Genomic DNA, 25,590 nt, shown 5'->3' on the forward strand with positions numbered 1-25,590 from the left:
GATGAAGCTCGACATCTTCCGCGCCGACCTGCACCAACCCGAACACGCTGCCGCCATGCTGCTGCTGCTGGACGCCTACGCCCACGACCCGGCCGGTGGTGGCGACGGGCTCAGCGATCAGGCCAAGGCACGCCTGCCGCGCGCGCTCGCCGATCGCCCCGGCGTTCATGTGTTGCTGGCCTATGTCGAAGAGCAGCCGGCTGGCCTGGCGATCTGCATGGAGGGCTTTTCAACCTTTGCGGCAGCGCCGCTGCTCAATGTGCACGACTTTGCCGTGCTCCCCGCGCACCGCGGCTGCGGGGTCGGGCGCGCGCTGATGCAGCAGGTGATCGCGCTGGCCCAGTCGCTGGATTGCTGCAAGGTGACGCTGGAGGTGCTCGAAGGCAATGCGCCAGCGCGTGCGCTGTATCAGGCCTGCGGCTTTGCCGATTATGCATTGGACCCGGCGTGGGGCAAGGCGATGTTCATGCAGCGCTGGCTGGGCGAATGAGCGCTTGCTCAAGCCGGCGGCCACTCGCCCGTAAACCGGTCGTGAGGGCCGCGCGCAGGCCCGGATGAACCGCCGGCATCGGGCTGGCGGCAAATCGTTCGCGCGAGAAGGGTGCATCAATGCTTGACCTGCGTTCCCGGCCGACGGTGCTGATCGTCGATGATGCCGCCGACAACCTGGACCTGCTCTCCGCGGTGCTCAAGGATGAGTACCGCGTCAAGGTGGCCAACAGCGGCGAACGCGCGCTGCGGCAGATCTACTCGGATGCACCGCCCGACCTGATCCTCCTCGACGTGATGATGCCCGGCATGAGTGGCCATGAAGTGTGCCGGCGCCTGAAGGCGAATCCGGACCGCCGCCGTATCCCGGTAATTTTCGTAACGGCGATGGACGCCGCCGAGGACGAGGAATTCGGGCTGTCGCTTGGCGCGGTCGACTACATCACCAAGCCGATCAGCCCTGCGATCGTGCGCGCACGTGTGCGCACCCACCTCGCGTTGTATGACCAGACGCAGGAACTCGAGCGCATGGTGGCGCAGCGCACCGGTGAGCTGAGCGAATCGCGCCGCCAGTTGATCGGCTGCCTGGCTCGCGCGGCGGAATTCCGCGACAACGAGACCGGCAACCATGTGATGCGAATGAGCCAGAGTGCAAGGCTGATCGCGCTGGCCTACGGCCTCGGGCCGGCGACTGCTGAGTTGATCCTGATGGCGGCGCCGATGCACGACATCGGCAAGATCGGCATTCCGGACAACATCCTGCTCAAACCGGGTCCGCTGGATCCGCAGGAGTGGGCGACGATGAAGCTGCACGCCACGATCGGCGCCGAGATCATCGGCATTCACGACGACGACCTGCTGCGCGCGGCACGCTCGATTGCGCTATCGCACCACGAAAAATGGGATGGCAGCGGTTACCCGGCCGGGCTGGCGGGTGAAGCGATCCCGATTGAGGGGCGCGTGGTGGCGATCGCCGATGTGTTCGACGCGCTGATGTCGGTGCGGCCATACAAGCCGGCCATGTCCCTCGACGAGGCGCTGGCCTACATCCGTGGCCAGTCCGGGCGGCACTTCGACCCTGCCGTGGTGGCCGCTTTCGAAGCCTGCCTGCCCGATATCCTGGTGCTGCGCCGTCGCTATCTCGACGTTGGCGATACGCGCGCCGAGTTGTAACGCCCGCGTTCGCGCCTACTTGAGGTTGTGCGCGGACATCAGCACGAGTTTGCCGGCGACGAAGTTCGCCTTCACATTGCGCGCTTCATCGCCCCAGGTGCAGGCGCGGATGCCCAGCGTTTCGTCGCAACTGCCGGCTGACCCGATCAGGGCTTCCACCTCTTGCTGTGTCATGCCGGTTTGCAGCTTCTGATAGTTCTGCATCGTCAGCTTGCTGCAGCCGGCCAGCGTCAGCGCGATCAGTGCGCTGGTCCAGATTACGCGTCTCATGCATCGACCTCCGGAGTCTCGCCCCAGCGGGCGATCAGCGTGTGGGGCACACCGAGCTGATCGAGGATTCGCGCGACGACAAAATCCACCATGTCCTGCACAGTCTGCGGATGCGTGTAGAAACCGGGGCTGGGCGGCAGAATCACGACGCCCATGCGCGAGAGCTTCAGCATGTTTTCCAGATGCAGCGTGGAGAAGGGCGTCTCCCGTGGCACCAGTACCAGTGGGCGGCGCTCCTTCAGGCAAACGTCCGCGGCACGCTCGATCAGGTTGGACGACAGCCCTGCGGCGATCGAAGCCAGCGTGCCCATCGTGCAAGGGCAGATCACCATCGCGTCGGGCGGATTCGAGCCGGAGGCAAGCGGCGCGAACCATTCTTCGCGGCCATACACGGCAAGCAGCCCTTCGGCGGCACCGAAACGTTCGGCAAAGAGGGCCTGCACTTCGGCTGGCCGCGCTGGCAGCGCGAGATCCATCTCCTGGCGCGCGACGATCTGGGCGACCTGCGAGTACAGCAACTCGACCTTCACGCCGGCCGCCAGCAGGCATTCGAGCAGGCGGATGCCGTAGGGCATGCCGGAGGCGCCGGTGAAGGCAAGGGCGATGCGGCGGGTCATCGGTTTACTCCGTGAGCGAGCATCGCGCAATTGTACGTGGCCCTGCGGCCGTGGTGCCCGCGCGTCGGTGCGATCTCGCCGTGTTGCGGTTCAGCCTGCCTCGCCGAGGGCTGCAAGCGTCTCGACGAGAACCTCGGCCGCTGTGTGGAGGAAGGCGCGCATGTCGTGCTCCTGCTGGTCGTGTGTGATCGATGTGCCGAGTTTAGGTAGCCACGAGCGTTGAGGCCAATCGACTGTCTCGATGCCGTCGATAGATGGCGGCTATGCGGCATCCCCAACAAAAAGGGCGCCCACTCGCGGGCGCCCTGATTGCGGACGGGGGCAGGTTCAGCGGAAGACGACCGTCTTGTTGCCATGCACCAGCACCCGGTCTTCCAAGTGGTAGCGCAGGCCGCGCGCGAGCACCGCCTTCTCGATGTCCTTGCCGTAGCGGACCATGTCTTCGACCGAGTCGGAGTGATCCACGCGGATCACGTCCTGATCGATGATCGGCCCCTGGTCCAGTTCTTCGGTGACGTAGTGGCAGGTCGCACCGATCAGCTTCACGCCGCGGGTGTGCGCCTGGTGATAGGGCTTGGCGCCGACGAAGCTGGGCAGGAAGCTGTGGTGGATGTTGATGATCTGGCCCGGATAGTCGCGGCACATCTCCGGCGGGATGATCTGCATGTAGCGCGCCAGCACCATCACATCACCACGCACCTCCTCGAAGATGCGGCGCACTTCCGCATAGGCGGCCGGCTTGTTGTCGGCATTGACCGGCACATGGTGGAACGGGATCCCATGCCACTCGACGAAGCCGCGGAAGGTGTCGTGGTTCGAGATCACGCAGGGGATCTCGATGTCCAGCTCCTTGCTCTGCCAACGGCCGATCAGGTCGTACAGGCAGTGCTCCTGCTTGCTCACCATCAGCACGACGCGCTTCTTCACCGCGCTGTCGGTGATCTTCCAGTCCATGTCGAACTCGCGCGCAATCGGCGCGAAGCGCTCGCGCAACTCGGCCAGCAGGAAGGGCAGCGAATTGGCGCGGATCTCGATGCGCAGGAAATAGCGCTGCGCTTCGTGATCGGTGTGCATGTTGGATTCGAAGATCCAGCCGCCGTGCTCGGCAATGAAGCCGGTCACGCGAGCGACGATGCCGGCGCGGTCGGGGCACGAAGCGGTGAGGGTGTAGAAGCGTTGCGTGTGCATGGGGGGATGCGTCCAGAAGGGGCGCCGTCCGGCGCCCCGGGCAAGGCTCAGATGCGGGCGGCGGCTTCGTCGATGTAGCGACGCAGCGTGTCGTAGTCGCGCGCCACCGGATACTGCGGGAACTCGCGGATCACGTTCTCGGGCGGGTGCATCAGGATGCCGGCTTCGGCTTGGCCGAGCATCGCGGTATCGTTGTACGAATCGCCGGCGGCGATGCACTTGAAGTTGAGCCCTTGGAAAGCCTTCACCGCGGCGCGCTTCTGATCCGGCATGCGCAGGTGGTAGTTCACCAGCTTGCCGGTGGCGTCCGCTTCGAGGCGATGGCAGAACAGCGTCGGCATGCCGAGCTGTTCCATCAGGGGCTTGGCGAATTCGTAGAAGGTGTCGGACAGGATCACGACCTGATACTGCTCGCGCAGCCCGTCGAGGAACGCCTTGGCGCCTTCGAGCGGCGACAGGCCGGCGATCACTTTCTGGATCTGTGGCAGGCCCAGCCCCTTCTCGGCCAGGATGTCGAGGCGATACTTCATCAGCTTGTCGTAGTCCGGCTCGTCACGCGTGGTGCGGCGCAGGGCTTCGATGCCGGTGGCTTCGGCGAAGGCGATCCAGATTTCGGGGACGAGTACGCCTTCGAGGTCGAGACAGACGATCTTCACGGGACTTCCTGGCTAGGGTTGCGGGTAACCTGTAATTCTAACAGGCCGGCGCGCTAGCCTCGCGGCCTGGGTCACGGGTGGAAGTCGATGTCGCAACTGCCGACCTTGCTGACTTCGCGCTGTGTGGCGGGGCCGTACACATCGATATCGCCCGAGCCGGTGCAACTGGCGGCAGCCCGCTCGCCGGCGCGCGCTTCGATGTCGCCGGAGCCGGCAAGCGCCAGCGTTGCCTCTCGCGCTTGCAGCGCCTTCAGCTTGATATCGCCGGAGCCCGAAAGCGCGGCCTGCAAGGTGTCGGTTTCGCCGTCTGCGACCACGTCGCCCGAGCCGGACAAACGCACATCGAGACGCTTCGCCTTGACGCCGTGCGCGACCAGGTCGCCGGAGCCGGAAAGGCTGATCGCAAGCGCCTCGCCGCTCAGCGCATTGAGCATCAGATCGCCCGAACCGATCAGCCGGGCTTCGCGCAGGCCGGGCGAGCTGATGCGGATCTTGAGCTTGCGCTCGGCCCCGAACCAGCTGAAGTTGCCAGGGCGGGCGTCAACGAACAGTTTGCTGTCGCGTACCTCAAACCGCAGGCGTTCGATGTATTCGGCATCACCCTCGGCCGACACATGCGGTGGCCCCGCCTGCCAGCTCACGTCGAAGGGCATGCTCACTTCGATCCGATCAAAGGCAGGCAGCGCCTTGTCGAGCGTTCCGTTGTCGGCCCACGCGGCAGGCGCCGAGATCGAAAGCACGGCGGTGAAGAGCATCAAGCGCAGCATGTCGAGCCTCCGGGTAATGGGCAGGTCGGCATGCTGCGCTTGATGTGTATGCAGTGTGTGTCGGCGCCAAGTGCCGACACGATTCAGCGCGGTGCGGCGTTCAGACGATGTCGAGGTTCTGGATGCCCGCCGACAGGTCGCGGTCCGAATGTTTGCTGTTGAGCTTGATCTGCAGGCGCAGGTCGTTGATCGAGTCGGCGTTGCGCAGCGCATCCTCGTAGCTGATCAGCCCCTGTTCGTACAGCTCGAAGAGCGATTGATCGAAGGTCTGCATGCCCAGCTCGCGCGAGCGCTTCATCAGATCCTTGATCTCCGCGATCTCGCCTTTGAAGATCAGGTCGGAAATCAGCGGCGAGTTGAGCAGGATCTCGACTGCCGGCACGCGGCCCTTGCGATCCTTCATCGGAATCAGGCGCTGCGACACCATGCCGCGCAGGTTCAGCGACAGATCCATCAGCAGTTGGTGACGACGGTCTTCCGGGAAGAAGTTGATGATCCGGTCGATCGCCTGGTTCGCACTGTTGGCGTGCAGCGTGGCGAGGCAAAGGTGGCCGGTTTCGGCGAAGGCGACGGCGTAGTCCATCGTCTCGCGGTCGCGGATTTCACCCATCAGGATCACGTCCGGCGCCTGCCGCAGCGTGTTCTTCAGGCCCATTTCCCAGCTGTCGGTATCGATGCCGACCTCGCGCTGCGTCACGACGCAGTTCTTGTGCGGGTGAACGTACTCGATCGGGTCTTCCAGCGTGATGATGTGGCCGTAGCTGTTCTCGTTGCGGTAATCGACGAGGCCGGCGAGCGAGGTGGTCTTACCGGTGCCGGTGCCGCCGACGAAGATCACCAGGCCACGCTTAGACATCGCGATGTCCTTCAGGATCGGCGGCAGCCCCAGTTCGTCGATCGTCGGGATCTTCTGCGCAATCGTCCGGCACACCATGCCCACTCGGCTTTGCTGGATGAACGCGTTGGTCCGGAAGCGCCCGATGCCGGCCGGCGAGATCGCGAAGTTACATTCCTTCGTGGACTCGAATTCCGCGGCCTGACGGTCGTTCATCACCGAGCGCACCAGCTCAGCGGTGTGCTGTGGTGTCAGCACCTGGTTCGACTGCGGCACGATCTTGCCGTCGATCTTGATCGCCGGCGGAAAGCCCGCGGTGATGAACAAGTCCGACCCGCGCTTGCTGATCATCAGCTTGAGCAGGTCGTGCATGAATTTGAGTGCCTGATCGCGTTCCATGATGTTCAGTCCCTTTGTTGTTCGCGCGGCAGACGTGTGCAGAGGCCGTTGCGAGCGGACCGAGGTCGAAACGCGCAGCGCAGCCGTACATCCGGCACGGCAAGTAGCACAGTTTCGAGATCGGTTTGCGCAGCGGGCCTATGCATGCGTATCAGCCGGGGAAGTTGTCTTTGTTTGCGGCGCGCAGGCGGGCTTCGGCCGTGCTCACGATGTTGCGCTTCACGAGCTCCTGCAGGCACTGGTCCAGCGTCTGCATACCGTATTGCTGGCCGGTCTGAATCTGCGAGTACATCTGCGCGATCTTCGCTTCGCGGATCAGGTTCCGGATCGCGGGCGTGCCGATCATGATCTCGTGCGCGGCGACGCGGCCGGTGGCGTCCTTTTTCTTCAGCAGCGTCTGCGAGATCACCGCGCGCAGCGATTCGGACAGCATCGCACGGACCATCTCCTTTTCGGCCGCCGGGAACACGTCGATGATACGGTCGATCGTCTTGGCGGCCGACGAGGTATGCAGCGTGCCGAACACGAGGTGGCCGGTTTCGGCGGCGGTCAGCGCGAGGCGGATGGTCTCCAGGTCGCGCAATTCGCCGACCAGGATCACGTCCGGATCTTCACGCAGCGCGGAACGCAGCGCGTTGTTGAACGACTGCGTGTCGCGCGACACTTCGCGCTGGTTGATCAGGCTGCGCTTGGATTCGTGCACGAATTCGATCGGATCCTCGATCGTGAGGATGTGGCCGTATTCGTTTTCATTGACGAAGTCGATCATCGCCGCGAGCGTCGTCGACTTGCCCGAGCCGGTGGGCCCGGTCACCAGCACGATGCCGCGCGGGTTCTGAGAAATGTCCTTGAAGATCTTCGGGCATTCGAGCTCTTCGAGCGTCAGCACCTTGGACGGAATCGTCCGGAACACGGCGGCCGCGCCGCGGTCCTGGTTGAAGGCGTTGACCCGGAAACGCGCAAGGTTGGGCACGTTGAAGGAGAAGTCGGTCTCCCACACGTCCTCGTACTGCTTGCGCTGCGAGTCGTTCATGATGTCGTACACCATGGCGTGCACTTCCTTGTGCTCCATGGGCGGCAGGTTGATCCGACGCACGTCGCCGTGGACCCGGATCATCGGCGGCAGGCCGGCCGATAGATGTAAGTCGGAGGCCTTGTTCTTGACCGCGAAGGCAAGCAGTTCGGTGATATCCATGGCGTCTCTCTGGAAGCGGGGCGCAGACAGTGGGCGCCAAGCGCGCTGCTATACTTGGCCAGCCCGGTCGAATGACTCGAAACGATTATATGACAGCCCTTTCGGCCAATCTGCAAGCAGTTCGCGCAAGGATCGAGTCTGCCTGCCTTCGTGCCGGCCGCGATCCGGCCGAAGTTCGCCTGCTCGCCGTCAGCAAAACCTTTCCGGCGGATGCGGTTGTCGAGGCCGCCGCAGAAGGCCAGCGCGCCTTTGGCGAGAACTACGTTCAGGAAGGTTGCGCCAAGGTTGAACAGCTCGCTGCGCTAGGTCTGGAGTGGCATTTCATCGGTCCGCTGCAGAGCAACAAGAGCCGCCTGGTGGCCACCCATTTCGATTGGGTGCATTCGGTCGACCGCCTGAAGATCGCGCAGCGCCTGTCCGAACAGCGCGCGCCGCATCACGCGCCGCTCAACATCTGCATCCAGGTGAACGTCAGTGGCGAGGCCTCGAAATCCGGCGTCGCGCCCGGCGAGCTGATCGAACTTGCGCGCGCAGTCTCGCTTCTGCCGCAACTGCGGCTTCGCGGCCTGATGGCGATACCGGAGCCTACCGAGGACGAAGGCCTGCTTCGCAGCCGTTTCGCGCTGCTGCGTACGCTGCGCGACCAGTTGAACGAAACCTTTGCGTTGGGGCTGGATACGCTGTCGATGGGCATGTCGGCCGATCTTGACCTTGCGATCGCCGAAGGCGCGACGGTCGTGCGCATTGGCACGGCCATTTTCGGCACTCGCACCCCTCTTACTGAATCGACTCCATAGAGAACCCTATGCGCATCACCTTCCTTGGCGGCGGCAATATGGCGGCCGCGTTGATCGGCGGCCTGATCGAACGTGGCTTCGCGGCGAGCGACCTGCAGGCGATTGACCTCAATGCCGATGCCCGCAAGGGGCTTGAAACGCGTTTCGGTGTGCGCACGGCTGATCGCGTTGATGCGCAGGCGCTTGCGTGCGATGTGCTGGTCTTGGCGGTGAAGCCGCAAAGCATGCGCGAGGCGCTCGCGCCAATTGCCGGCCAACTGAAGACGCAACTGGTGCTGAGTATCGCCGCCGGCATCCGTGTCGATGCGTTGGTGCGCTGGCTTGGCGGCTATCGCCGAATCGTGCGTGCGATGCCGAACACCCCGGCTCTGGTGGGTGCCGGTGCAGCCGGCCTCTTCGCTGATGCGAGCGTCACCGCGGACGAACGCGATGCCGCCGCGCGCATTCTGGGCGCGGTCGGGTCCGTCGCATGGTTGAGCAGCGAGCCACAGGTGGATGCGGTTACCGCCTTGTCTGGCAGCGGCCCTGCCTACGTCTTCTACTTTATCGAGGCACTCATCGAAGGCGGCGAGGCGATCGGCCTGTTGCGCGACGTGGCGCGGGCGCTGGCCATCGATACCGTGCTGGGCGCTGCCAAACTTGCGGCGGCGAGTGAGGACGATGCGGCCACGCTGCGCGCGCGGGTCACATCGAAAGGCGGCACCACCGCCGCGGCACTTGCGTCGATGGAGCAGGATGACTTCAAAGGCCTGATCGCACGGGCGCTGGCCGCCGCCGACGCGCGCGGTCGCGAGCTCGGCGACGAACTCGGGCGCGATTGATTCCCCCCGCACAACGCAAAGGAGATACACAACGATGTTTGCGGGTCTGGTCATTCTGGTTCTGAACGCCGTCGGGAGCTTCATCACATCCCTGCTGCTCGTCCGCGCCCTGATGCGCTGGCAGCGGCTCTCCTTCATCAACCCGCTCGGGCATTTCATTCTCGCGACGACGGACTGGGTCGTCGTGCCGATGCAGAAGCTGTTCGGTTCGCGCAGCGGGTTGGATCTGTCGTGCATCGTGCCGGCCTGGCTGATCGAATGTCTGGTCATCGCCGCGGTGTTGCTGCTCAAAGGCGTCTTCGCCGATCCGGCGGCGTTGATCGGCACGGTGCTTCTGACCGGTAGTGTGGCCTTTCTGATCAGCCTGGTGCGGCTGATCATGATGGTGGTGATCGTCGCGGCGGTGCTGTCCTGGGTTAATCCGCGCGCGCCGATCGCGCCGCTGGTGAATGGGCTGTGCCGCCCGTTCCTGCTGCCCTTGCAGCGCCGAATGCCGCCGATCGGCGGAGTGGATCTGTCACCGCTGTTGCTGCTGCTGGTCCTGCAGGTGCTGGTGTATCTGCTAGCAAGCATGGCGCCGGCCAGTCTTGCATTGATGTGAGCTGGCTGACGCTCTGCGCCGACGGCAGTGCTGTGCTGGCGCTGCATATTCAGCCAGGCGCCAAGCGAACCGAGATCGCGGGGTTGCACGGCGATGCGCTGAAGATCCGCTTGGCTGCGCCCCCGGTGGATGGCAAGGCGAACGAGGCGCTGCTGGCCTTCATCGCCACCACGCTGGGCATTGCCAAGCGCTCGGTCAGCCTGGAATCCGGCGCCACGTCGCGCCAGAAACGCGTGCGAGTGACCGACGCAGATCCGGCGCGTCTCGCGCGCCTTACCGAACACTGAGTGCATACCGAAACGGAGACGCTGCTGTGAGCATCGCAGTCGACAACCCCTATACGCTCTTCGGCGAGTGGCTGGCCGAGGCTACCGCAAACGAACCGAACGATCCGAACGCGATGGCCCTGTCCACCGTGGGCGAGGACGGCATGCCCTCCTGCCGCATGGTGTTGCTGAAGGATTTCGACGAGCAGGGTTTCGTCTTCTACACCAATCTCGGGAGCCAGAAGGCGCGCGAGCTGGCCGCGCACCCCAAGGCGGCGCTGCTGTTCCACTGGAAGAGCCTGCAGCGCCAGGTCCGCGTGCAGGGAACGATCACGCCAGTCAGCAAGGAAGAGGCGGACGCCTACTTTGCCAGCCGTGCACGTGACTCGCGCATCGGCGCATGGGCCTCGAAACAGTCTCAGCCGATGGAAGGGCGCTGGGAGCTGGAAAAGCGTGTCGCCGCGTTCGCGCTCAAATTCGGCATCGGCGAGATTCCACGGCCGGCGTTCTGGTCCGGTTTCCGCGTTGCGCCGCAGGTGATCGAATTCTGGAAAGCCGGCGCCTTCCGGCTCCATGACCGCGTTCGCCTCGAACGGCAGGCAGACGGTAGCTGGAAAGGTACGCCGCTGTTTCCCTGATGCGCGGGCGATAGCGCTCAGGCGTGCGGCGATCGACGGATTGCGCCGGTTTTCGCGTTTCCAAAGCGCGGGACCTCGGTCGCCGCGCTGCCTGCGCCGCCGCCGGTACTCGCCTTCTGCCCAGGCCCATATAGAAAGAATTGAAGTCGAATGTGACCTGCTTCGCGCCCAGGAATGCGAACGGCATTTCGCGCGCGCGTGAACGCGCCCATGATTTAGGCGTTTTTGTCAGAGTTTCACGCCGCCGGCGCGACGCACAGAGGTCGATTCAATGCTCAACGTATTCTCGGGCGCATGGTTGGAGAGCTGGAACGTGTTCGCGGACATCGTGTCGAGCTACGGCTACCTCATCGCGGTGTTGATGGGGCTCGCGCTGGTCTTCTTCTGTTCTGCACCGATTTTTCGCACGCAGCCGCTGACACCGGCCGAGCAGCGCGAGCGCCCCGAGGTGCCATCGCGCCAAAGATCGATCCTGGTCGTCGATGATTCGGCGGTTGTTCGCGCCAAGCTTGCCAAGTTGCTGCAACTGGCGGGCTACCGCGTGACGCTGGCGCAGGACGGGGTGGAGGCGGAAGAAGCGCTGGCCCGTGAGCGCTTCCATCTGATGATTACCGACCTTGAAATGCCGCGCATGGATGGTTTCGAGCTGATCGCGTCGGTCCAGGGTAGTCTCGCGACCGAACAGCTACCGATCATTGCCATCACCGGGCACGAAGCCCTGCAGGGCCGGGTGCGGGACTGCGAGGGCGTATTCGGCATCTTCCAGAAGCCGTGGAACGACCGCGAACTGCTGCGCCGTGTGGCGGCGCTGACGCAGCTGAGCGAACTGACCTGGAACGTCGAGCACGGCGCGCCGACACTGCTTGGCGGAGCCTGAGCCCCGCGCGAGCTGCTACTCCGCCAGCGGCGGATATTTCTTCGCGTTGAGCGCAATCTTGTCGCGCACGGCCGCATCCACGTCGATCTTCAAGACCATCGCCAGCCGCATCAGGTAGAGCAGCACGTCGGCGACCTCCTGCCGTACATGCTCGGCCTCGTCCCCCTGCATGATTGCCTCGGCCTGTGCGTCGGTGAGCCACTGGAAGATCTCGGCCAGCTCGCCAACCTCGCCGGTGAGCGCGAGGATCAGGTTGCGCGGGTTATGGAAGCGGTCCCAGTCGCGTTCGCGCGCGAAGTCGGCGAGGCGCGCCTCCAGTGCCGCGGTGTCGATCAGTTTCATGGCGGTAGGCGACGGGCCGTGAACGTAGGGAGCGTGGGGGGTGTCATCCTGGCCGCCGCGCGACGAGCTGCACCACCGACGCAAGGCCGTTGTGGGCGGGGCCTTCGATGACCTCGCGTTCGAGCTCGATCAGGTGATCGAACGTCAGCGGCGCGAGTTCGGCGTGCAGCGCCTCCGCTTCGCACAGCATGTCCGGGTCGCTTGGCCCGCCGGTGCCGTAGTTCAGTTGGCGTGGCGTGTAGGCCTCAAGGATGATGCGCCCGCCGGGCGCCAGCGCGTGTGCGGCGCGGCGATGCACATCGACGCGCAGCGCGCTTGGCAGATGGCAGAAGATCGACACGATGGCCGTCCAGCGTGCTGCGCCGAAATCGAACTCAGCCAGATCCGCGACCATCGCCTCGACCGCCAGCTGCTCTGCCGCAGCGCGTTCGCGCAATTTGGCCATGCCGACTTCGGACTGATCCACCGCGGTGACGCGATGCCCTAGGCGCGCCAGGTGCAGCGCATTGCGGCCTTCGCCTTCGCCGATGCACAGCACCTCGCCGATCGGCAGCGCGGCCGCCTGCGCGCGCAGGAAGTCGTTCGGCTCGGTACCGTAGAAGTAGCCCGGCCGGCCGTAGCGCTCGTCCCAGAAGCTATGTTGCATCGCGTGCGCTCAGCCGCCGAACATCACGCGGCCTTCGACCAGCGTGTGCTTCACGACACCCGGCAGTTCGTAGCCGAGGAAGGGCGTGTTCTTGCCCTGGCTGCGCAGGCTTTCGCGGGTGACGGTACGGTGCGCTTCGGCATCGAAGATGCACACGTCGGCGCGGGCACCAACGCCGAGATGGCCGCCTTTGGTGATGCCCATGATGCGGGCGGCGTCGGCGGTCACGCGCGACAGCGCGATAAGCAGCGGCAGCTTCATCTCGGCGCCCCACTTGAGCGTCAGCGGCAGCAGCAGTTCGAGGCCGGTTGCGCCCGGCGCAGCTTCGGCGAACGGCATCTGCTTCTCGTCGTCGTCCACCGGCGTGTGGTCGGAACACACCGCGTCGATTTCGCCATTCGCCAGTGCTGCGCGCAGTGCTTCGCGGTCGCGCTGGGCGCGCAGCGGCGGCACCAGATGCGTGAGCGGGTTGAAGAAGCCGATATCGATGTCGCACAGGTGCAGGTGGTGCGCGCTAACGTCGCAGGTGACATCCAGCCCGTCTGCACGTGCGCGGCGAATCAGATCGAGGCCGGCGGCAGACGACAGGCGGGTGATGTGGAGCTTCACGCCGGTGGTCTTCGCCAGTTGCAGTTGCGTGGCGAGTGCCACGGTTTCGGCTTCGACCGGGATGCCGGTCAGGCCGAAGCGCGACGCGACTTCGCCGTCATGGGCAACGCCTCGCGACATGTAGGGATCGAGCGGCTGCAGCCAGACGCGATAGCCGAAGGTGGAGGCGTACTGCATTGCGCGCAGCAGCACCAGGTTGTCCTTCATCGGTGTGTTGGCCTGGCCGAATGCGACGCAGCCGGCCTCGGTCAGCTCGGCCATCTCGGTCAGCCGTTCGCCCTTGAGGCCCGCGGTCAGCGCGCCGACCGGATAGACGTGGGCACAGTTGAGCTTGCGTGCGCGGTGGCACAGCATTTCGACGAGGCCCGGCTCGTCCAGCGCCGGGTCGGTATCGGGCGGGCAGGCGAGGCTGGTGATGCCACCGGCCATCGCAGCCTGCATCTCCGATTCAAGGGTCGCGCGGTATTCGAAACCCGGCTCGCGCAGGCGTGCGGAGAGGTCGACCAGACCGGGTGCTACGACCAGGCCGCGCGCGTCGATCACGCGGTCCGCGGTGAAGCCGGCCGGCGCGGCACCGAGCGCGACGATCTTGTCGTCGGCAATGAACACGTCTTGCTGGGTATCGAGCTTGTGGGCCGGATCAACGACACGGCCGTTGGCAATCTGGATCTTCATCGTCTTGGTCTCAGTGTCCGGCCAGCATGCTCATCACGGCCATCCGCACCGCGATGCCGAAAGTCACCTGCGGCAGGATCACCGCATTGCCGCCATCGGCGACGGCGGAGTCGATCTCGACGCCGCGGTTCATCGGGCCCGGGTGCATCACGATCGCGTCCGGTTTGGCGAGTGCGAGTTTTTCCGGGGTCAGGCCCCAGACCTTGAAGTACTCCTGGCTGGAGGGCAGCAGCGCGCCTTGCATGCGTTCGTTCTGCAAGCGCAGCATCATCACCACATCGACGCCCTTGAGGCCCTCGCGCATGTCGTGGAAGACGCGCACGCCCATGCGTTCGACGTCGGTCGGCAGCAGGGTCTTCGGGCCGATCACACGCACTTCCGGCACGCCCAGCGTGGTCAGCGCGGCGATCTCGGAGCGTGCCACGCGCGAATGCAGCACATCGCCCACCACTGCCACCGTCAGGTTGGTGAAGTCCTTTTTGTAGTGGCGGATCGTGTACATGTCGAGCAGGCCCTGCGTCGGGTGCGCATGGCGCCCGTCGCCGGCGTTGACCACGCTGATGTGGTCGCGCCCGGTGGCGCGCAGGTGCTGGGCGAGCAGGTAGGGCGCACCGCTCGATGCGTGCCGCATCACGAACATGTCCGCGCCCATCGCGCAGAGGTTGTCCACCGTGTCGAGCAGGGTCTCGCCCTTGCTCGTCGAGCTGGTGGACACGTTCAGGTTGATCACGTCGGCCGACAACCGCTTGGCAGCGATCTCGAAGGTGGTACGGGTGCGCGTGCTGTTCTCGAAGAACACGTTGAACACGCTCTTGCCGCGCAAGAGCGGCAGCTTCTTGACCTCGCGCTCGGCGACCTCGGTGAACGGCGCCGCGATATCGAGGATCTCGGTGAGGATGCTCTTGGGCAGGCCTTCCAGCGTCAGCAGGTGCGCGAGCTTGCCGTCCTTGGTCAGTTGCGGGTTAAGCATGGATCAGCCTCAGGGTCAGTGCGCCTTCGCCGGCCTCTTCGAGTTGCAGGCTATCGGTGGGGGCGAGCGGGGTTTCCAGCGTGTGGGCGACGAAGCGCGGCGCAACCGGCAGCTCGCGGCCGCCGCGGTCGACCAGCACCGCGAGGTCAACACGCGCCGGACGGCCGTAGTCGAACAGCTCGTTGAGTGCGGCGCGGGTGGTGCGGCCGGTGTAGAGCACATCGTCGACCAGGATGATCGGTGCGCCCGCGACATCGAAGGGGATCTCGCTCTTGCGCGGACTCGGGTGCAGCCCCTTCTTGCCGTAGTCATCGCGGTAGAAGGCAACGTCCATCACGCCGAGCGGTTTGCTCAGGCCGAGTGCCGCATGCAGCCGTTTGGCGAGCCACACCCCGCCGGTGTGGATGCCGACCATCGCGGTGTCGGCGGTGACATGGGGACGGATCTGCTCCGTCAGCGCAGCGATCAGCTGCTCAGCATCCGGTAAGGTCATCGGTGGCATGTGAGCTTTCAAACCAGGTTTGCAGAATGCGTTGCGCGGCAACGGCATCGAGGTGTTGCTTGCGTCCGCGCCAGCCGTGGCCAGCTTCGCGCAGCATCGCTTCGGCTTCGAGCGAGGTAAGTCGTTCATCGACCAGCACCACCGGCAGCCGGAAGCGGCCGTTGAGCTGGTTGGCAAAACGGCGCGCGCGCGCCGTCATGTCGTGTTCGGTGCCGTCGACATGCACGGGGAGGCCGACGACCAGGGTGGTCGGCCGCCATTCGTCGATCAGCTTGGCAATCGCAGCGAAGCGCGCATCGTTGGCTTCGCCCTGGATCACCTGAATCGGCTGGGCCATGCCCACCTCGGTCTCGCCAACGGCGACGCCGATGCGGGCGGTGCCGAAGTCGAATCCGAGCACCGTGGCCATCAGGCGTGCCCGGCGACGTCCGAGAGGTTGGTGAAATCCACGCCCAGCAGTTTCATCGCGGCATCGAGCCGGTCTTCGGGCGGCAGATCGAAGATGATGCTCAGGTCGGCGGGCACCGTCAGCCAGGCGTTCTGCTTGAGCTCGTCTTCAAGCTGCCCGGCCGACCAGCCGGCATAACCGAGCGAGATCAGTACCTCGCCGGGCTCGCCGTTCGCGCCGAGCGATTCGAGGATGTCTTTCGAGCTGGTCAGGGCCACGCTGTCATTCACTTTCAGCGACGAATGCCACTCGCCGGCCGGCCGATGCAGCACGAAGCCGCGATCGGTCTGCACCGGGCCGCCGAAGTAGACCGGGCGCTGGGCCAGGTCGGCCGATTCGAGTGCGATGTCGACCTTGCTGAAGAGCTCGCCGAGCGTCATGTCGATCGGCCGATTGACGATCACGCCGAGCGCACCGTCTTCGTTGTGCTCGGCGATGTAGGTCAGCGTGCGGGCGAAATTCGGATCGTCCATGGCGGGCATGGCGATCAGGAAATGATGGGTCAGGTTCATGGGCTCCACACCCTCATTCTATCAGGCGTGCCGCCGGGTGCAGTGACCGCGGTGGCGCTTGCGTAATTGTTTGCGCTCAAGGGCATGCGGCAGGGGCCGGCGCTAGGCTTGCGCCCCATGTCGATCCATTGCCTTCCGCGCACGCTGTCGCCGCTCGAGCCCGCTGCGCAGGCGCGCCTGATGCTGTTGGTGCGCTTGCGCTGGCTGTTTGTCGCGGTGTGTTGGGTGCTTGCCGCGCTCGGGCTGTTCGGCGCGCACCTTCCGGTTGAGGGCGTTGCACTGGCCGGATTGGCCTTGCTGGCGCTCAACCTTGCAACGCTGTGTGCCCTGCGCAGGCGGCAGGTGGCCTGGCTGACGCCGCGCGGCATCTTCCTTCAGTTGCTTGCGGATACGTTGGCGTTATCCGTGCTGGTGCAGCAGACCGGCGGGCTTGCGAGCCCCGCAGTGGGCGCATATCTGGTACCGATCGCGCTGGGCGCGAACCTGCTGCCGCGTGCTGGCTGTTGGGCGATGTTCGCCTGCGCGGTGGCGAGCTACAGCGTGCAGGCTTTGCTGCCGAGCCGGGTACCCCATGTGCACGGCGTTGCCGCGTTCACACTGCACCAGGCCGGCATGTGGCTGACGGTGGTTGCGGCCGCTGCACTGCTGGCGGGCTTCCTGGCACGTGCAGCGGACTTGCTGCGACGCTGCGAACGCGAGTTGGCCACGGCGCGCGAAGCGGTACTGCACCAGGAGCGACTGGTTGCACTGGCGGGCTTGGCGAGCACGACCGCGCATGAACTGGCGACGCCACTGGCGACGATGAGCGTCACGCTTGAGGACTTGGCGGCTGACGCCGCGCTGCCCGCGGCGCTGCGCGGCGACGTGGCGCAACTTGGCAGACAACTGGCCCGTTGCCGCACGGCCATGGAAACGCTCGCCAGCGCGGCAGGCGTAGCACGCGGCGGAAACGCGCGGCGCATGCCGCTGGCTGAGTGGCTAGCCGAGCTGGCGGACCAATGGCGTATTCGCCAGCCGCAGGTGCGCGTGGATCTGGAATGCGACAGCGCGCACACCGTCGTGGCTGAACAAAGCCTCGGCCATACGCTGCAGTGGCTGCTTGACCATGCCGCGTCGTTGGCGCCCGCCGCGGTGTCGCTTGCGGCGCGCGTGGAGGCGGACAGTCTGCAGATTGCCGTGCGCGACTGCGGGGCGCGTGTGCCTGAAGCGCTGCGCGACGCGATGCGTGATCCGACGCAAAGTCACGGCGAGTTGAGCCACGCTACCATCGCCCGGCTCGGCGGCCGCCTGGACGCACGCCCGTTCCGCGGTGGTACCGAGCTGGTGATAACCCTCCCCCTGGCTGCACTGAGCCCATGAACGTACGCCGTTTGCTGATCGTTGAAGACGACCCCTCCTTGTCCGAGGTGCTGTGTCGCGCCTTTGAGCGGCGCGGCTACGAGGTCCATGCGGAAATGCATGTCGCGGGCGCTTGCCGAGCCGCGTGCGAGTGGCCGAGCGATTGCGCGGTGGTGGACCTGAAGTTGCCGGATGGGTCGGGCTTGAAAGTCGTCGAGGCGCTCGCAACCGCGCAGCCGGATTGCCGCATCGTCGTGATGACCGGCTATGCCAGCGTCGCCACCGCGGTTGAAGCGATCAAGCTGGGCGCCACGCACTACCTGACCAAGCCGGCGAGCATCGCAGAAATCGAAGCGGCGTTTGATCGCACCGAAGGCGATGCCGAGGCGGAGGCGATTGATGAGCCGATGCGCGTTGATGCGGTCGAGTGGGAGTACATCAATCGCGTGCTGACCGAGCAGGACGGCAACATTTCTGCGACCGCCCGGGCGCTTGGCATGCACCGCCGGACCCTGCAGCGCAAGCTCGCGCGCCCGCCCGAGTCCTGAGCCTTCGGGGCGCCTGCGACAAATTGTCGCGAGTCAATTTTTTCCCTCCGCGCGGCGCATAGAGTCCGTGCGTCAAATTGTCGCACCCGTGCCACACCGGCGTGGGCCCGCGCCGACCATTCCGGAGGAGAGAGAACATGGACAAGAAGCAGGAACACCAGGAGCCGAGCACCCCCGACGTCAGCCGCCGCAAGTTCCTCGGCAGCTCGGCGATGGCTGGTCTGGCCGGCGCGACCTTGGGTCTGGCCGGTTGCAACAAGGGTGAACAGGGCGCGACGCCGGCACAGTCCGCCCCCGCCAAGGCGGCCGCGGCGGCAGGCGGTGATGCACACGAGATCAAGCCCGGCCAGCTCGACGAGTACTACGGCCTGTGGTCCGGTGGTCACTCCGGCGACGTGCGCGTGCTGGGTTTGCCGTCCGGCCGCCAGATCAAGCGCATTCCCGTATTCACGCCCGATCCGCTGACCGGCTGGGGTACCACCAACGAATCCAAGGCCATCATCGGCACGAAGCCCGATGGCACGCCGCTGTACCACGTTGGCGACACCCACCATGTGCACGGCAGCTATGCCGACGGCACTTACGACGGCAAGTATGCGTGGGTGAACGACAAGCTCAATTCGCGCATTGCCCGTATCCGCCTGGACATCATGGAATGCGACAAGATCACCGACATTCCGAACGTTCAGGGCTTCCACGGCATCTTCCCGGACAAGCGCGACCCGGTCGATGCGGCAATCAATCGCACGACGCGTGTGTTCTGCGGCGCCGAGTTCTCGATTCCGCTGCCGAACAACGGCAAGACCTCGGATGACCCGGCGACCTACCGCTCGCTGTTTACCTGCGTGGACGCCGAGACCATGGATGTGCGCTGGCAGGTGGTGATCGACGGCAACTGCGACCTCGTTGCGACCACCTACGACGGCGCTTTTGCGGCGACCAACCAGTACAACACCGAGATGGGCGTGCACTACCAGGACATGATGTCCGCCGAGAAGGACGCCTGCCTGTTCTTCCACGTTGCGCGCATCGAGGAAGCAGTCAAGGCGGGCAAGTTCAAGACCTACGGCGACAGCAAGGTGCCTGTGGTCGACGGCACCAAGGAAGCCAACAAGGATCCGAAGACCGCGCTGACCGCGTATGTGCCGGTGCCGAAGAACCCGCACGGCGTGAATGCTTCGCCCGATGGCAAGTACTTCATCTGCGCCGGCAAGCTCTCGCCGACGACGACCACGATCGAAATCGCCAAGATGCACGAGTGGTTCGACGGCAAGCTCGACGACATCAAGAAGACCATCGTCGCCGAAGTGGAAGTCGGCCTCGGCCCGCTGCACACCGCCTTCGACGGTCGCGGCAATGCCTACACCACGCTGTTCCTCGACTCGCAGGTCGTGAAGTGGAACATCGACGCGGCGATCAAGTTCTACGCTGGCGACAAGAACAGCAAGTATGTGGTTGACCGCATCGATGTGCACTACCAGCCAGGTCACATCAACGCCTCGATGTCCGAGACCAAGGAAGCGGACGGCAAGTACCTCAACGTCGGCTGCAAGTTCTCGAAGGATCGCTTCCTGCCGGTCGGCCCGCTGCACCCCGAGAACGAACAGATCATCGACATCTCGGGCGAGAAGATGCGCCTGCTGCGCGACGACCCGGTCTGGCCGGAGCCGCACGACTTCATCATCGTCAAGCGCGACATCATCAAGACCAAGCAGGTCTTCCAGCTCGACGACTTCCCGCTCGCGACCAAGAAGGCCGAAGACTCCGGCGTGGAGCGCAAGGGCAACAAGGTCACGGTGCGCATCGCGTCCTACGCGCCGCAGTACCAGTTGCAGGAGTTCAAGCTGAAGAAGGGCGACGAGGTCACGATCATCCTGACCAACCTCGACAACGTGGAAGACCTGACGCACGGCTTTGGCATCCCGAAGTACGACGTTCAGTTCATCGTGAACCCGCAGGAAACCAAGTCGGTCACCTTCAAGGCGGACAAGGTCGGCGTGTTCTGGATCTACTGCACGCACTTCTGCCACGCGCTGCACCTGGAGATGCGCTCGCGCATGATCGTGGAAGCCTGATCGAACGCACCGCCTCCGAGGTGGCGGCAAGAGAGTTGGGGAGCGCGCGTGCGCTCCCCTTTTTTATGCCGATTCGTCAGCAGGCATAACTCTCGACGAACTGGTCCGGCGCCCGGGCTGCGCAGCTGACATGGGCCGCCTGTACGGAAAACTGCGAACCGGAGATCAAGCGGAACTCCGCAACGATCGAGCCGGATGCGTCGAGCGGTAGTTCGAAACGTGTTTGCCGCACAGCGCCAACCGACAGGCTCCCGTCAGCCAACCCTCCGATGCAGCGTTCAGGCGCACCAGTCCAGTGGGCGTTCGAAAAGTGCATCATGAGCTTGCCGGCGTAGCCGGGCACGCGGGTGCCGCCCGGCGCGACCGCGTGCAGATGTGCGGCCGAAAAATGTACCTTGAGCTCGCTGCCGTCCGCCTCGATGCGTTCGATCTCTGAACTGTAGAACTCGAATTCGAATTGCATGCGACGCGCTCCAATCCGCCGAACTTCGATGCGGTGAATAATGCCCCGTATTGTCGGGGGCCGCGAGTCGGCCGGCCTTCCGGCACTTCGCAAAAGAAAAACGGCGAGCAAGCGCCCGCCGTCTCGTTCGTTGCCTGCGAAGCAATCAGCGTTCGAATAGCTCGTGGAAGCGCGCCAGGTCGGTGGTTGCCTTGCGGGCGTCGGCGAGACCGACGCGTTTGGCTTTCAGCAGGATCTGCAGGTCGGAGTTCATCGTGTGCGAGCGGGAGTCCGGCACCGCGTTGAGCTTGTCGAGCAAGGGGCGGATGCCGCCGACGTTGCGCGATGCGATCAGCGCCTGCGCTTCGGCGTTGGGCGTCAGGCATTCGGTGGCGAGGTAGTAGGAGTCGCCCTTCAGTGACGGAATCAGCGCCTGGCAGATCACGCTGCGCAGCGAGCTGGCCAGCGTCTGCGCCTGGGTTTCGGTGTTGCCGAGCAGGCGCAGCATCTTCTGCAGGCCCAGCTCGGTGGTCTTCGCGTGCAGCGTAGCAAACACCAGCGGGCCGGATTCCGACAAGGCGAGCGCTTCCTGCGCCGTTTGCGCGTCACGGATCTCGCCAATCAGGATGACGTCGGGGCGTTCGCGCAGTGCATCGAGGGCGCCCAGGTAGTAGCTGCCAACGTCGCCGTCTTCGCCCACTTCGCGTTGTGTGATGATGCAACGGCGCTGCGGGATCAGGGTTTCGACCGGGTCTTCGATCGTGATGATGTGGCCCGAGCGGGTCTTGTTGATCTCGTCGAGCAGCGAGGCGATCGTCGTCGATTTGCCTTGGCAGGTGTCGCCAATGAACAGCACGAGGCCGCTGTTGAGCTTGACCAGCTCCTGGATCGACGGGCGCAGACCGAGGTCTTCCATCGGCATCGGCTCGGTCGGGAAACGGCGAATCACGCAGCCTAGGCGCTTGCGGCCCTGGAAGGTGAAGCAGTTAGCGCGGATGCGGGCGCTGTAGAGGTCCTTCGAGCGATCGAAGGCGCGCTCCATGATGCGCTCTTCCCAGTTCGGTTCGATGACCTTGAAGAACTCCTCCAGATCCTCGCCGGTTACCGGCGTGTCGCAGGCAGCCACCAGGCGCTTGGGCTGGCGCAGCATCACCGGGCTGTTCTGGTGAATGATGATGTCGCTGAACACGATGTTCGAGTTGAGCAGGTGCAGGATCTGCTCAACCAGCGTACCGAGGGCGGGGTAGCCCGCATTCTCGGCCGGGGACAGCGTCTCGATCATCGAGTAGTTCTGGAATTCCATTCAGGCTCCCTGCGCAAGCATTTTGTTCGTGCGGGCGTGACTATATACCGCTGTGCGCCGATTTCTACGGGCGCGCCGACAGGCGGCCAGCAGATCGATGGCTGTACGTAATTTCAGTATTCTAGCTGTTTACTGATTTGCGCCGGAATGGGGGCGGCGCTTCAGGCGATACGCACGTAAACCGCTGCCTCGCCGGCGTCGCCGCCGTGTTCCGGAGTGTTCTGCGGTCGCAGGTGTTCCAGCACAAAGCCGCAACGCTCTGCCAGCGCGCGGCTGCGGAGGTTGCGTGCGTTGGTGACGATTTCCAGTCGGCGAGCATGGAGCGTGTGCAAGGCCAGGTCGCGGATCGCGCTGACTGCTTCGCTTAGGTAGCCGTGGCCAAGGCTTGGCGTATGCCCCCAATAGCCGATCTCGAACCGTCGCGCGAGCCAATCAAAGCGGTGAAGGCCGCAGGCACCGACAAGGCGATCCTCGGTACGGTGCCGGATCAGGAAAGTGAAGTCTTCGCGCAGGACGAACTGGGCTTCGGCGCGCCGGCAGAAGGTTTCGAAGCTCTCCAGCGTTGGCTCCGGCACTGCCCACGGCAGGTTTGCCGGCCACTGGCGCAGCGCCACCAACGAGTCGCACACCGCTTCCATGACGGCCGCGCCGTCGCCCGCGCGGGGCGGGCGCAGCGTGAGGCGCGCCGTGTCGATCTGCCCGGGCATGTCGAGCAGAACCGGCGCGCGGCTCACTTGCGTGGCGCGCCCTTCTTGGCGTGTTCCACTTCCACCGCGCGCAGCCGCGCCGCGCACTTGTCCAGCACGCCATTCACGAAGCGGTGCCCTTCGGTGCCGCCGAAGTTCTTTGCCAGCTCGATGGCTTCGTTGAGGATCACGCGATACGGCGTTTCGGGGCAGTGCTTCAGTTCGTACACGCCGAGCAGCACGATTGCGCGTTCGATCGGCGAGAGTTCCCCGATCGGGCGATCGATGTGCGGCACGAACTCGGCTTCAAGTTCGCTGGCGTGCTCGGTCGCGCCGGTCAGCAACGCGCGCAGCAGGATGCGGTCGGAGCGCACCCAGTCGCCCGCGGTTTCTTCCGAGATCTCAAGGTGTTCCTCGATCATCGGAACCGAATTGCCGGTCAGCTGCCACTGGTACAGGCCTTGCAGCACCAGTTCGCGCGCCAGGCGGCGCGGCGTTTTGTTCGGGGTTGGGGTGTTCATGCGCGGAGTGCCTTTTGCAGGTTGGCCATCTCGATCGCCGCCTGAGCGGCCTCGGTGCCTTTTTGATGCATGCGGAATTCGGCCTGGTTGTCATCCTCGGTCGTCAGCACGCCGTTCGCGATCGGGATGCTCTCGTCGAGCGTGACGCGGGTGATGCCGGCGCCCTGTTCGTTCGACACCAGTTCGAAGTGGTAGGTCTCGCCGCGGATTACCGCGCCGAGCGCGATCAGGGCATCGAAACGGCCCGATCGTGCCATCGTCTGCAGCGCCAGGGGGATCTCGAGTGCGCCCGGCACGGTGGCGATCTGGATCGCATCGTGGGCAACACCGCGGTTGATCAGTTCAGTGGTCGCGGCCGACAGCAGGCCTTCGCATACGTACTGGTTGAAACGGCTCATCACGATGCCGACACGCAGGCCGGCGCCGTTGAGGTCGGGGGTGATCTCGGCAATCTTCTCGAAGCGGGGCATGTCAGTCCTTGTAGGCGCCATGCGGGCGCCGTGCGATGTTTGGGGTCAGGCGGTCGGCGCGTCGTAACCGGTGATTTCGAGGCCGAAGCCGGTCATGCTGGGGATCTTGCGCGGGCTTGCGAGCACGCGCATCTTGCCGACGCCGAGGTTGCGCAGGATCTGCGCGCCGATACCGAAAATCCGCGGGTCCCATTTCAGCGCCGGGCGGCGGTTGCTGTCCGGCGTGAGCTTGGCGATCAGTTCTTCGCCGCTTTCGGGCCTGCGCAGCAGAATCAGCACGCCGTTACCGTGCGCGGCAATCCGGCGCAGCGAATCGTCAATGCCAAAGCTGTGGTGACTGCCGGCGGGGTCGAGAAAGTCCAGCACCGAAACCGGCTCATGCACCCGCACCAGCGCCTCGGTGTCGGGGCGCACGTCACCACGCGACAGCGCCAGATGCACATCGCCCGATACCCGGTCAGCGAAAGCACAGAGTTGGAACGGCCCGTGCGCGGTGTCCACGGTCTTTTCGGTGACGCGCTCGATCAGCACCTCGGCCTGGGCGCGATACTCGATCAGATCGCGGATTGCGCCGATCTTCAGGTCGTGTTCCTTCGCGAATTCCAGCAGATCCGGCAGGCGCGCCATCGTGCCGTCGTCCTTGAGAATCTCGCAGATCACCGCCGCAGGCTCGCAACCGGCCAACTGTGCGAGATCGCAACCGGCTTCGGTGTGGCCGGCACGCACCAGCACACCGCCGGGCTGTGCCATCAGCGGGAAGATGTGGCCCGGCTGCACGATCGAATCCGGCGTTGCGTTTCGGGCGACGGCTGCCTGCACGGTGACCGCACGGTCCTGCGCGGAGATGCCCGTCGTCACCCCTTCGGCCGCCTCGATCGAGGTGGTGAAGGCGGTGGAAAAGGGCGAGCGGTTGTCCTTTACCATCAAGCCCAGCCCCAACTGCTTGCAGCGCTGTTGCGTGAGCGTCAGGCAGATCAGGCCGCGGCCATGCTTGGCCATGAAGTTGATCGCTTCAGGCGTGACATGTTCGGCGGCAAGAACCAGGTCGCCCTCGTTTTCGCGATCCTCTTCATCCACCAGCACCACCATCTTGCCGGCGCGGATGTCTTCGATGATTGCGGTAATCGGTGCCAGTACGCTCATGACTGCCCTCCGCCGGTCTGCATGTCGGAGGCTGACGCTTCTTTTTCCCAGGCCAGCATGCGCTCGACGTGGCGGGCGATCAGGTCGACTTCGAGGTTCACCTTGGTTCCTGGCGTGAGGCGCTTGAGGGTCGTGACTTCAACCGTGTGCGGGATCAGGTTGATCGAGAAATCCGTGCCTTCGATGCGGTTCACCGTGAGGCTCACACCATCCACCGTGATCGATCCTTTGCGGGCGATGTAGCCGGCCAATGCGCGCGGGGCACGGATCACCAGCTCGTGGCTCTCGCCGATCGGCGCGAACTTCAGCACTTCGCCGACGCCATCGACGTGGCCGCTGACAAGGTGGCCACCGATTCGGTCGGCCAGACGCAGCGCCTTCTCGAGGTTCACCTCGCCCGGCTCGGCGAGCCCGACGGTGCAGGCCAGCGTTTCGGCCGACACGTCAAACTGCATCCGCTGGCCTTCCTTCGCGATCACGGTAAGGCAGACGCCGTTGTGGGCGATCGAATCACCGAGCGCCACATCGGAAAGATCCCAGTTGCCAACATCGGTGGTCAGGCGGACGCCTTGGTCGAGCGGGGTCACCGCAACGATGCGGCCGGTTGCGGCCACGATTCCGGAGAACATGCTTCGCTCCGCTTGGAAAAACCGCAATTCTAGCCGATCCGCCGGGGCCGGCACCGATCGCGGCAGGTGGCGCGCGCTGAAGCGGCGCCGGGCTTCCCTCCCAATCTTGCGAACTGTGCCGCGGGTAGCCGGGCCGGCGCGC

The 25,590-nt window shown here is 64.9% G+C and carries 32 protein-coding genes; 11 read left to right on the forward strand and 21 right to left on the reverse strand.

All coding sequences use genetic code 11. The features are described from left to right. Position 1 precedes the first annotated feature (1 nt). On the forward strand, positions 2-490 hold the full coding sequence (locus JY500_RS02085; protein ID WP_172201352.1) for a GNAT family N-acetyltransferase: 489 nt from the start codon (positions 2-4) through the stop codon (positions 488-490). A 119-nt stretch (positions 491-609) separates the two neighbouring features. Further along, on the forward strand, positions 610-1,662 hold the full coding sequence (locus JY500_RS02090) for a response regulator (RefSeq protein ID WP_172201350.1): 1,053 nt from the start codon (positions 610-612) through the stop codon (positions 1,660-1,662). A gap of 15 nt (positions 1,663-1,677) precedes the next feature. Here JY500_RS02090 and JY500_RS02095 read toward each other — a convergent pair whose 3' ends face one another. The 7 genes from JY500_RS02095 to JY500_RS02125 form a co-directional block, all read right to left on the reverse strand. Next, on the reverse strand, positions 1,678-1,932 hold the full coding sequence (locus tag JY500_RS02095) for a hypothetical protein (protein WP_172201349.1): 255 nt from the start codon (positions 1,930-1,932) through the stop codon (positions 1,678-1,680). After that, on the reverse strand, positions 1,929-2,549 hold the full coding sequence (locus tag JY500_RS02100) for a flavin prenyltransferase UbiX (RefSeq protein WP_206254908.1): 621 nt from the start codon (positions 2,547-2,549) through the stop codon (positions 1,929-1,931). The genes JY500_RS02095 and JY500_RS02100 overlap by 4 nt, the downstream gene beginning before the upstream one ends. A 327-nt stretch (positions 2,550-2,876) precedes the next feature. Further along, positions 2,877-3,737: a formyltetrahydrofolate deformylase gene (gene purU, locus JY500_RS02105; protein ID WP_172201345.1), complete on the reverse strand. Its 861-nt coding sequence runs from the start codon at positions 3,735-3,737 to the stop codon at positions 2,877-2,879. A 47-nt stretch (positions 3,738-3,784) separates the two neighbouring features. Beyond that, on the reverse strand, positions 3,785-4,393 hold the full coding sequence (gene thrH, locus JY500_RS02110) for a bifunctional phosphoserine phosphatase/homoserine phosphotransferase ThrH (protein WP_172201343.1): 609 nt from the start codon (positions 4,391-4,393) through the stop codon (positions 3,785-3,787). A gap of 71 nt (positions 4,394-4,464) precedes the next feature. Continuing rightward, positions 4,465-5,160, reverse strand: coding sequence for a head GIN domain-containing protein (locus JY500_RS02115; RefSeq protein ID WP_206254909.1), 696 nt, complete (start codon positions 5,158-5,160; stop codon positions 4,465-4,467). A 100-nt stretch (positions 5,161-5,260) separates the two neighbouring features. Beyond that, the gene (locus JY500_RS02120; protein WP_172201339.1) at positions 5,261-6,394 is read right to left on the reverse strand and encodes a PilT/PilU family type 4a pilus ATPase; all 1,134 of its coding nucleotides are present in this window, start codon (positions 6,392-6,394) and stop codon (positions 5,261-5,263) included. A 151-nt stretch (positions 6,395-6,545) separates the two neighbouring features. After that, positions 6,546-7,589, reverse strand: coding sequence for a type IV pilus twitching motility protein PilT (locus JY500_RS02125; RefSeq protein ID WP_172201337.1), 1,044 nt, complete (start codon positions 7,587-7,589; stop codon positions 6,546-6,548). Between the two features lie 89 nt (positions 7,590-7,678). Here JY500_RS02125 and JY500_RS02130 point away from each other — a divergent pair, with 89 nt between their 5' ends. From JY500_RS02130 to JY500_RS02155, 6 genes are all read left to right on the forward strand, one after another. Beyond that, complete coding sequence (locus JY500_RS02130; protein WP_206254910.1) at positions 7,679-8,386, forward strand: YggS family pyridoxal phosphate-dependent enzyme; 708 nt, start codon at positions 7,679-7,681, stop codon at positions 8,384-8,386. 8 nt (positions 8,387-8,394) lie between these two features. Continuing rightward, positions 8,395-9,207, forward strand: coding sequence for a pyrroline-5-carboxylate reductase (gene proC / locus JY500_RS02135; protein ID WP_206254911.1), 813 nt, complete (start codon positions 8,395-8,397; stop codon positions 9,205-9,207). A gap of 34 nt (positions 9,208-9,241) precedes the next feature. Next, positions 9,242-9,808 carry a YggT family protein gene (locus JY500_RS02140; RefSeq protein ID WP_206254912.1) on the forward strand — a complete coding sequence of 189 codons (567 nt, stop codon included), beginning with the start codon at positions 9,242-9,244 and terminating at the stop codon, positions 9,806-9,808. Further along, the gene (locus JY500_RS02145) at positions 9,799-10,095 is read left to right on the forward strand and encodes a DUF167 domain-containing protein (RefSeq protein ID WP_425493200.1); all 297 of its coding nucleotides are present in this window, start codon (positions 9,799-9,801) and stop codon (positions 10,093-10,095) included. The genes JY500_RS02140 and JY500_RS02145 overlap by 10 nt, the downstream gene beginning before the upstream one ends. Continuing rightward, a complete protein-coding gene (gene pdxH, locus JY500_RS02150) occupies positions 10,092-10,712 on the forward strand; it encodes a pyridoxamine 5'-phosphate oxidase (RefSeq protein ID WP_206256387.1) in 621 nt (206 codons plus the stop codon). Before JY500_RS02145 ends, pdxH begins: the two co-directional genes overlap by 4 nt. Before the next feature lie 271 nt (positions 10,713-10,983). Further along, the gene (locus tag JY500_RS02155; protein ID WP_206254914.1) at positions 10,984-11,589 is read left to right on the forward strand and encodes a response regulator; all 606 of its coding nucleotides are present in this window, start codon (positions 10,984-10,986) and stop codon (positions 11,587-11,589) included. A 15-nt stretch (positions 11,590-11,604) separates the two neighbouring features. Here JY500_RS02155 and JY500_RS02160 read toward each other — a convergent pair whose 3' ends face one another. The 7 genes from JY500_RS02160 to JY500_RS02190 are packed head-to-tail and all read right to left on the reverse strand — an operon-like array spanning position 11,605 to position 16,293. Continuing rightward, complete coding sequence (locus JY500_RS02160; RefSeq protein ID WP_206254915.1) at positions 11,605-11,931, reverse strand: nucleotide pyrophosphohydrolase; 327 nt, start codon at positions 11,929-11,931, stop codon at positions 11,605-11,607. Positions 11,932-11,974: 43 nt separating this feature from the next. Then, entirely contained in the window at positions 11,975-12,577 is a 603-nt protein-coding gene (locus JY500_RS02165) for an SAM-dependent methyltransferase (RefSeq protein ID WP_206254916.1), read from the reverse strand. Between the two features lie 9 nt (positions 12,578-12,586). Beyond that, positions 12,587-13,861: a dihydroorotase gene (locus tag JY500_RS02170; RefSeq protein ID WP_206254917.1), complete on the reverse strand. Its 1,275-nt coding sequence runs from the start codon at positions 13,859-13,861 to the stop codon at positions 12,587-12,589. Between the two features lie 10 nt (positions 13,862-13,871). Beyond that, entirely contained in the window at positions 13,872-14,831 is a 960-nt protein-coding gene (locus JY500_RS02175; RefSeq protein WP_206254918.1) for an aspartate carbamoyltransferase catalytic subunit, read from the reverse strand. Continuing rightward, on the reverse strand, positions 14,824-15,324 hold the full coding sequence (pyrR, locus tag JY500_RS02180) for a bifunctional pyr operon transcriptional regulator/uracil phosphoribosyltransferase PyrR (RefSeq protein ID WP_172202610.1): 501 nt from the start codon (positions 15,322-15,324) through the stop codon (positions 14,824-14,826). Before pyrR ends, JY500_RS02175 begins: the two co-directional genes overlap by 8 nt. Continuing rightward, complete coding sequence (gene ruvX / locus JY500_RS02185) at positions 15,305-15,742, reverse strand: Holliday junction resolvase RuvX (protein WP_206254919.1); 438 nt, start codon at positions 15,740-15,742, stop codon at positions 15,305-15,307. Before ruvX ends, pyrR begins: the two co-directional genes overlap by 20 nt. Beyond that, positions 15,742-16,293, reverse strand: a complete 552-nt coding sequence (locus tag JY500_RS02190) for a YqgE/AlgH family protein (RefSeq protein WP_172201315.1) — start codon at positions 16,291-16,293, stop codon at positions 15,742-15,744. The genes ruvX and JY500_RS02190 overlap by 1 nt, the downstream gene beginning before the upstream one ends. Before the next feature lie 117 nt (positions 16,294-16,410). Here JY500_RS02190 and JY500_RS02195 point away from each other — a divergent pair, with 117 nt between their 5' ends. From JY500_RS02195 to nosZ, 3 genes are all read left to right on the forward strand, one after another. Beyond that, complete coding sequence (locus JY500_RS02195) at positions 16,411-17,652, forward strand: HAMP domain-containing histidine kinase (RefSeq protein ID WP_206254920.1); 1,242 nt, start codon at positions 16,411-16,413, stop codon at positions 17,650-17,652. Then, on the forward strand, positions 17,649-18,179 hold the full coding sequence (locus JY500_RS02200) for a response regulator transcription factor (RefSeq protein ID WP_172201311.1): 531 nt from the start codon (positions 17,649-17,651) through the stop codon (positions 18,177-18,179). The genes JY500_RS02195 and JY500_RS02200 overlap by 4 nt, the downstream gene beginning before the upstream one ends. A 137-nt stretch (positions 18,180-18,316) precedes the next feature. Further along, entirely contained in the window at positions 18,317-20,254 is a 1,938-nt protein-coding gene (gene nosZ, locus JY500_RS02205; RefSeq protein ID WP_206254921.1) for a TAT-dependent nitrous-oxide reductase, read from the forward strand. 76 nt (positions 20,255-20,330) lie between these two features. Here nosZ and JY500_RS02210 read toward each other — a convergent pair whose 3' ends face one another. From JY500_RS02210 to JY500_RS02240, 7 genes are all read right to left on the reverse strand, one after another. Beyond that, entirely contained in the window at positions 20,331-20,717 is a 387-nt protein-coding gene (locus tag JY500_RS02210; RefSeq protein WP_206254922.1) for a hypothetical protein, read from the reverse strand. Positions 20,718-20,862: 145 nt separating this feature from the next. Further along, positions 20,863-21,999 carry a type IV pilus twitching motility protein PilT gene (locus JY500_RS02215; protein WP_172201306.1) on the reverse strand — a complete coding sequence of 379 codons (1,137 nt, stop codon included), beginning with the start codon at positions 21,997-21,999 and terminating at the stop codon, positions 20,863-20,865. Positions 22,000-22,160: 161 nt separating this feature from the next. Next, entirely contained in the window at positions 22,161-22,733 is a 573-nt protein-coding gene (locus JY500_RS02220; RefSeq protein ID WP_206254923.1) for a GNAT family N-acetyltransferase, read from the reverse strand. Then, the gene (nusB, locus tag JY500_RS02225; protein ID WP_206254924.1) at positions 22,730-23,206 is read right to left on the reverse strand and encodes a transcription antitermination factor NusB; all 477 of its coding nucleotides are present in this window, start codon (positions 23,204-23,206) and stop codon (positions 22,730-22,732) included. Before nusB ends, JY500_RS02220 begins: the two co-directional genes overlap by 4 nt. Next, positions 23,203-23,676: a 6,7-dimethyl-8-ribityllumazine synthase gene (gene ribH, locus JY500_RS02230; protein ID WP_172201300.1), complete on the reverse strand. Its 474-nt coding sequence runs from the start codon at positions 23,674-23,676 to the stop codon at positions 23,203-23,205. Before ribH ends, nusB begins: the two co-directional genes overlap by 4 nt. Positions 23,677-23,721: 45 nt before the next feature. Beyond that, positions 23,722-24,819 (reverse strand): bifunctional 3,4-dihydroxy-2-butanone-4-phosphate synthase/GTP cyclohydrolase II, encoded by a 1,098-nt coding sequence (gene ribBA / locus JY500_RS02235; RefSeq protein WP_172201298.1) that lies wholly within the window; start codon positions 24,817-24,819, stop codon positions 23,722-23,724. Beyond that, a complete protein-coding gene (locus JY500_RS02240; RefSeq protein WP_206254925.1) occupies positions 24,816-25,448 on the reverse strand; it encodes a riboflavin synthase in 633 nt (210 codons plus the stop codon). Before JY500_RS02240 ends, ribBA begins: the two co-directional genes overlap by 4 nt. Between the last annotated feature and the right edge of the window lie 142 nt (positions 25,449-25,590).

Source organism: Niveibacterium microcysteis (genome assembly GCF_017161445.1).
Lineage (GTDB): Bacteria > Pseudomonadota > Gammaproteobacteria > Burkholderiales > Rhodocyclaceae > Niveibacterium > Niveibacterium microcysteis.

What these genes read in the sequence shown, in the direction of transcription:
- purU (WP_172201345.1), bottom strand. Translation starts at nt 3,737, where the DNA reads ATGCACACGCAACGCTTCTACACCCTCACCGCTTCGTGCCCCGACCGC.
- JY500_RS02170 (WP_206254917.1), bottom strand. Translation starts at nt 13,861, where the DNA reads ATGAAGATCCAGATTGCCAACGGCCGTGTCGTTGATCCGGCCCACAAG.
- JY500_RS02125 (WP_172201337.1), bottom strand. Translation starts at nt 7,589, where the DNA reads ATGGATATCACCGAACTGCTTGCCTTCGCGGTCAAGAACAAGGCCTCC.
- JY500_RS02140 (WP_206254912.1), top strand. Translation starts at nt 9,242, where the DNA reads ATGTTTGCGGGTCTGGTCATTCTGGTTCTGAACGCCGTCGGGAGCTTC.
- JY500_RS02195 (WP_206254920.1), top strand. Translation starts at nt 16,411, where the DNA reads ATGTCGATCCATTGCCTTCCGCGCACGCTGTCGCCGCTCGAGCCCGCT.
- proC (WP_206254911.1), top strand. Translation starts at nt 8,395, where the DNA reads ATGCGCATCACCTTCCTTGGCGGCGGCAATATGGCGGCCGCGTTGATC.
- JY500_RS02100 (WP_206254908.1), bottom strand. Translation starts at nt 2,549, where the DNA reads ATGACCCGCCGCATCGCCCTTGCCTTCACCGGCGCCTCCGGCATGCCC.
- JY500_RS02160 (WP_206254915.1), bottom strand. Translation starts at nt 11,931, where the DNA reads ATGAAACTGATCGACACCGCGGCACTGGAGGCGCGCCTCGCCGACTTC.
- JY500_RS02190 (WP_172201315.1), bottom strand. Translation starts at nt 16,293, where the DNA reads ATGAACCTGACCCATCATTTCCTGATCGCCATGCCCGCCATGGACGAT.
- JY500_RS02210 (WP_206254922.1), bottom strand. Translation starts at nt 20,717, where the DNA reads ATGCAATTCGAATTCGAGTTCTACAGTTCAGAGATCGAACGCATCGAG.
- JY500_RS02215 (WP_172201306.1), bottom strand. Translation starts at nt 21,999, where the DNA reads ATGGAATTCCAGAACTACTCGATGATCGAGACGCTGTCCCCGGCCGAG.
- JY500_RS02200 (WP_172201311.1), top strand. Translation starts at nt 17,649, where the DNA reads ATGAACGTACGCCGTTTGCTGATCGTTGAAGACGACCCCTCCTTGTCC.
- JY500_RS02120 (WP_172201339.1), bottom strand. Translation starts at nt 6,394, where the DNA reads ATGGAACGCGATCAGGCACTCAAATTCATGCACGACCTGCTCAAGCTG.
- JY500_RS02095 (WP_172201349.1), bottom strand. Translation starts at nt 1,932, where the DNA reads ATGAGACGCGTAATCTGGACCAGCGCACTGATCGCGCTGACGCTGGCC.
- JY500_RS02155 (WP_206254914.1), top strand. Translation starts at nt 10,984, where the DNA reads ATGCTCAACGTATTCTCGGGCGCATGGTTGGAGAGCTGGAACGTGTTC.
- pyrR (WP_172202610.1), bottom strand. Translation starts at nt 15,324, where the DNA reads ATGACCTTACCGGATGCTGAGCAGCTGATCGCTGCGCTGACGGAGCAG.
- nusB (WP_206254924.1), bottom strand. Translation starts at nt 23,206, where the DNA reads ATGAACACCCCAACCCCGAACAAAACGCCGCGCCGCCTGGCGCGCGAA.
- JY500_RS02175 (WP_206254918.1), bottom strand. Translation starts at nt 14,831, where the DNA reads ATGCTTAACCCGCAACTGACCAAGGACGGCAAGCTCGCGCACCTGCTG.
- JY500_RS02130 (WP_206254910.1), top strand. Translation starts at nt 7,679, where the DNA reads ATGACAGCCCTTTCGGCCAATCTGCAAGCAGTTCGCGCAAGGATCGAG.
- JY500_RS02085 (WP_172201352.1), top strand. Translation starts at nt 2, where the DNA reads ATGAAGCTCGACATCTTCCGCGCCGACCTGCACCAACCCGAACACGCT.
- ribH (WP_172201300.1), bottom strand. Translation starts at nt 23,676, where the DNA reads ATGCCCCGCTTCGAGAAGATTGCCGAGATCACCCCCGACCTCAACGGC.
- JY500_RS02165 (WP_206254916.1), bottom strand. Translation starts at nt 12,577, where the DNA reads ATGCAACATAGCTTCTGGGACGAGCGCTACGGCCGGCCGGGCTACTTC.
- ruvX (WP_206254919.1), bottom strand. Translation starts at nt 15,742, where the DNA reads ATGGCCACGGTGCTCGGATTCGACTTCGGCACCGCCCGCATCGGCGTC.
- JY500_RS02115 (WP_206254909.1), bottom strand. Translation starts at nt 5,160, where the DNA reads ATGCTGCGCTTGATGCTCTTCACCGCCGTGCTTTCGATCTCGGCGCCT.
- JY500_RS02090 (WP_172201350.1), top strand. Translation starts at nt 610, where the DNA reads ATGCTTGACCTGCGTTCCCGGCCGACGGTGCTGATCGTCGATGATGCC.
- ribBA (WP_172201298.1), bottom strand. Translation starts at nt 24,819, where the DNA reads ATGAGCGTACTGGCACCGATTACCGCAATCATCGAAGACATCCGCGCC.
- nosZ (WP_206254921.1), top strand. Translation starts at nt 18,317, where the DNA reads ATGGACAAGAAGCAGGAACACCAGGAGCCGAGCACCCCCGACGTCAGC.
- JY500_RS02240 (WP_206254925.1), bottom strand. Translation starts at nt 25,448, where the DNA reads ATGTTCTCCGGAATCGTGGCCGCAACCGGCCGCATCGTTGCGGTGACC.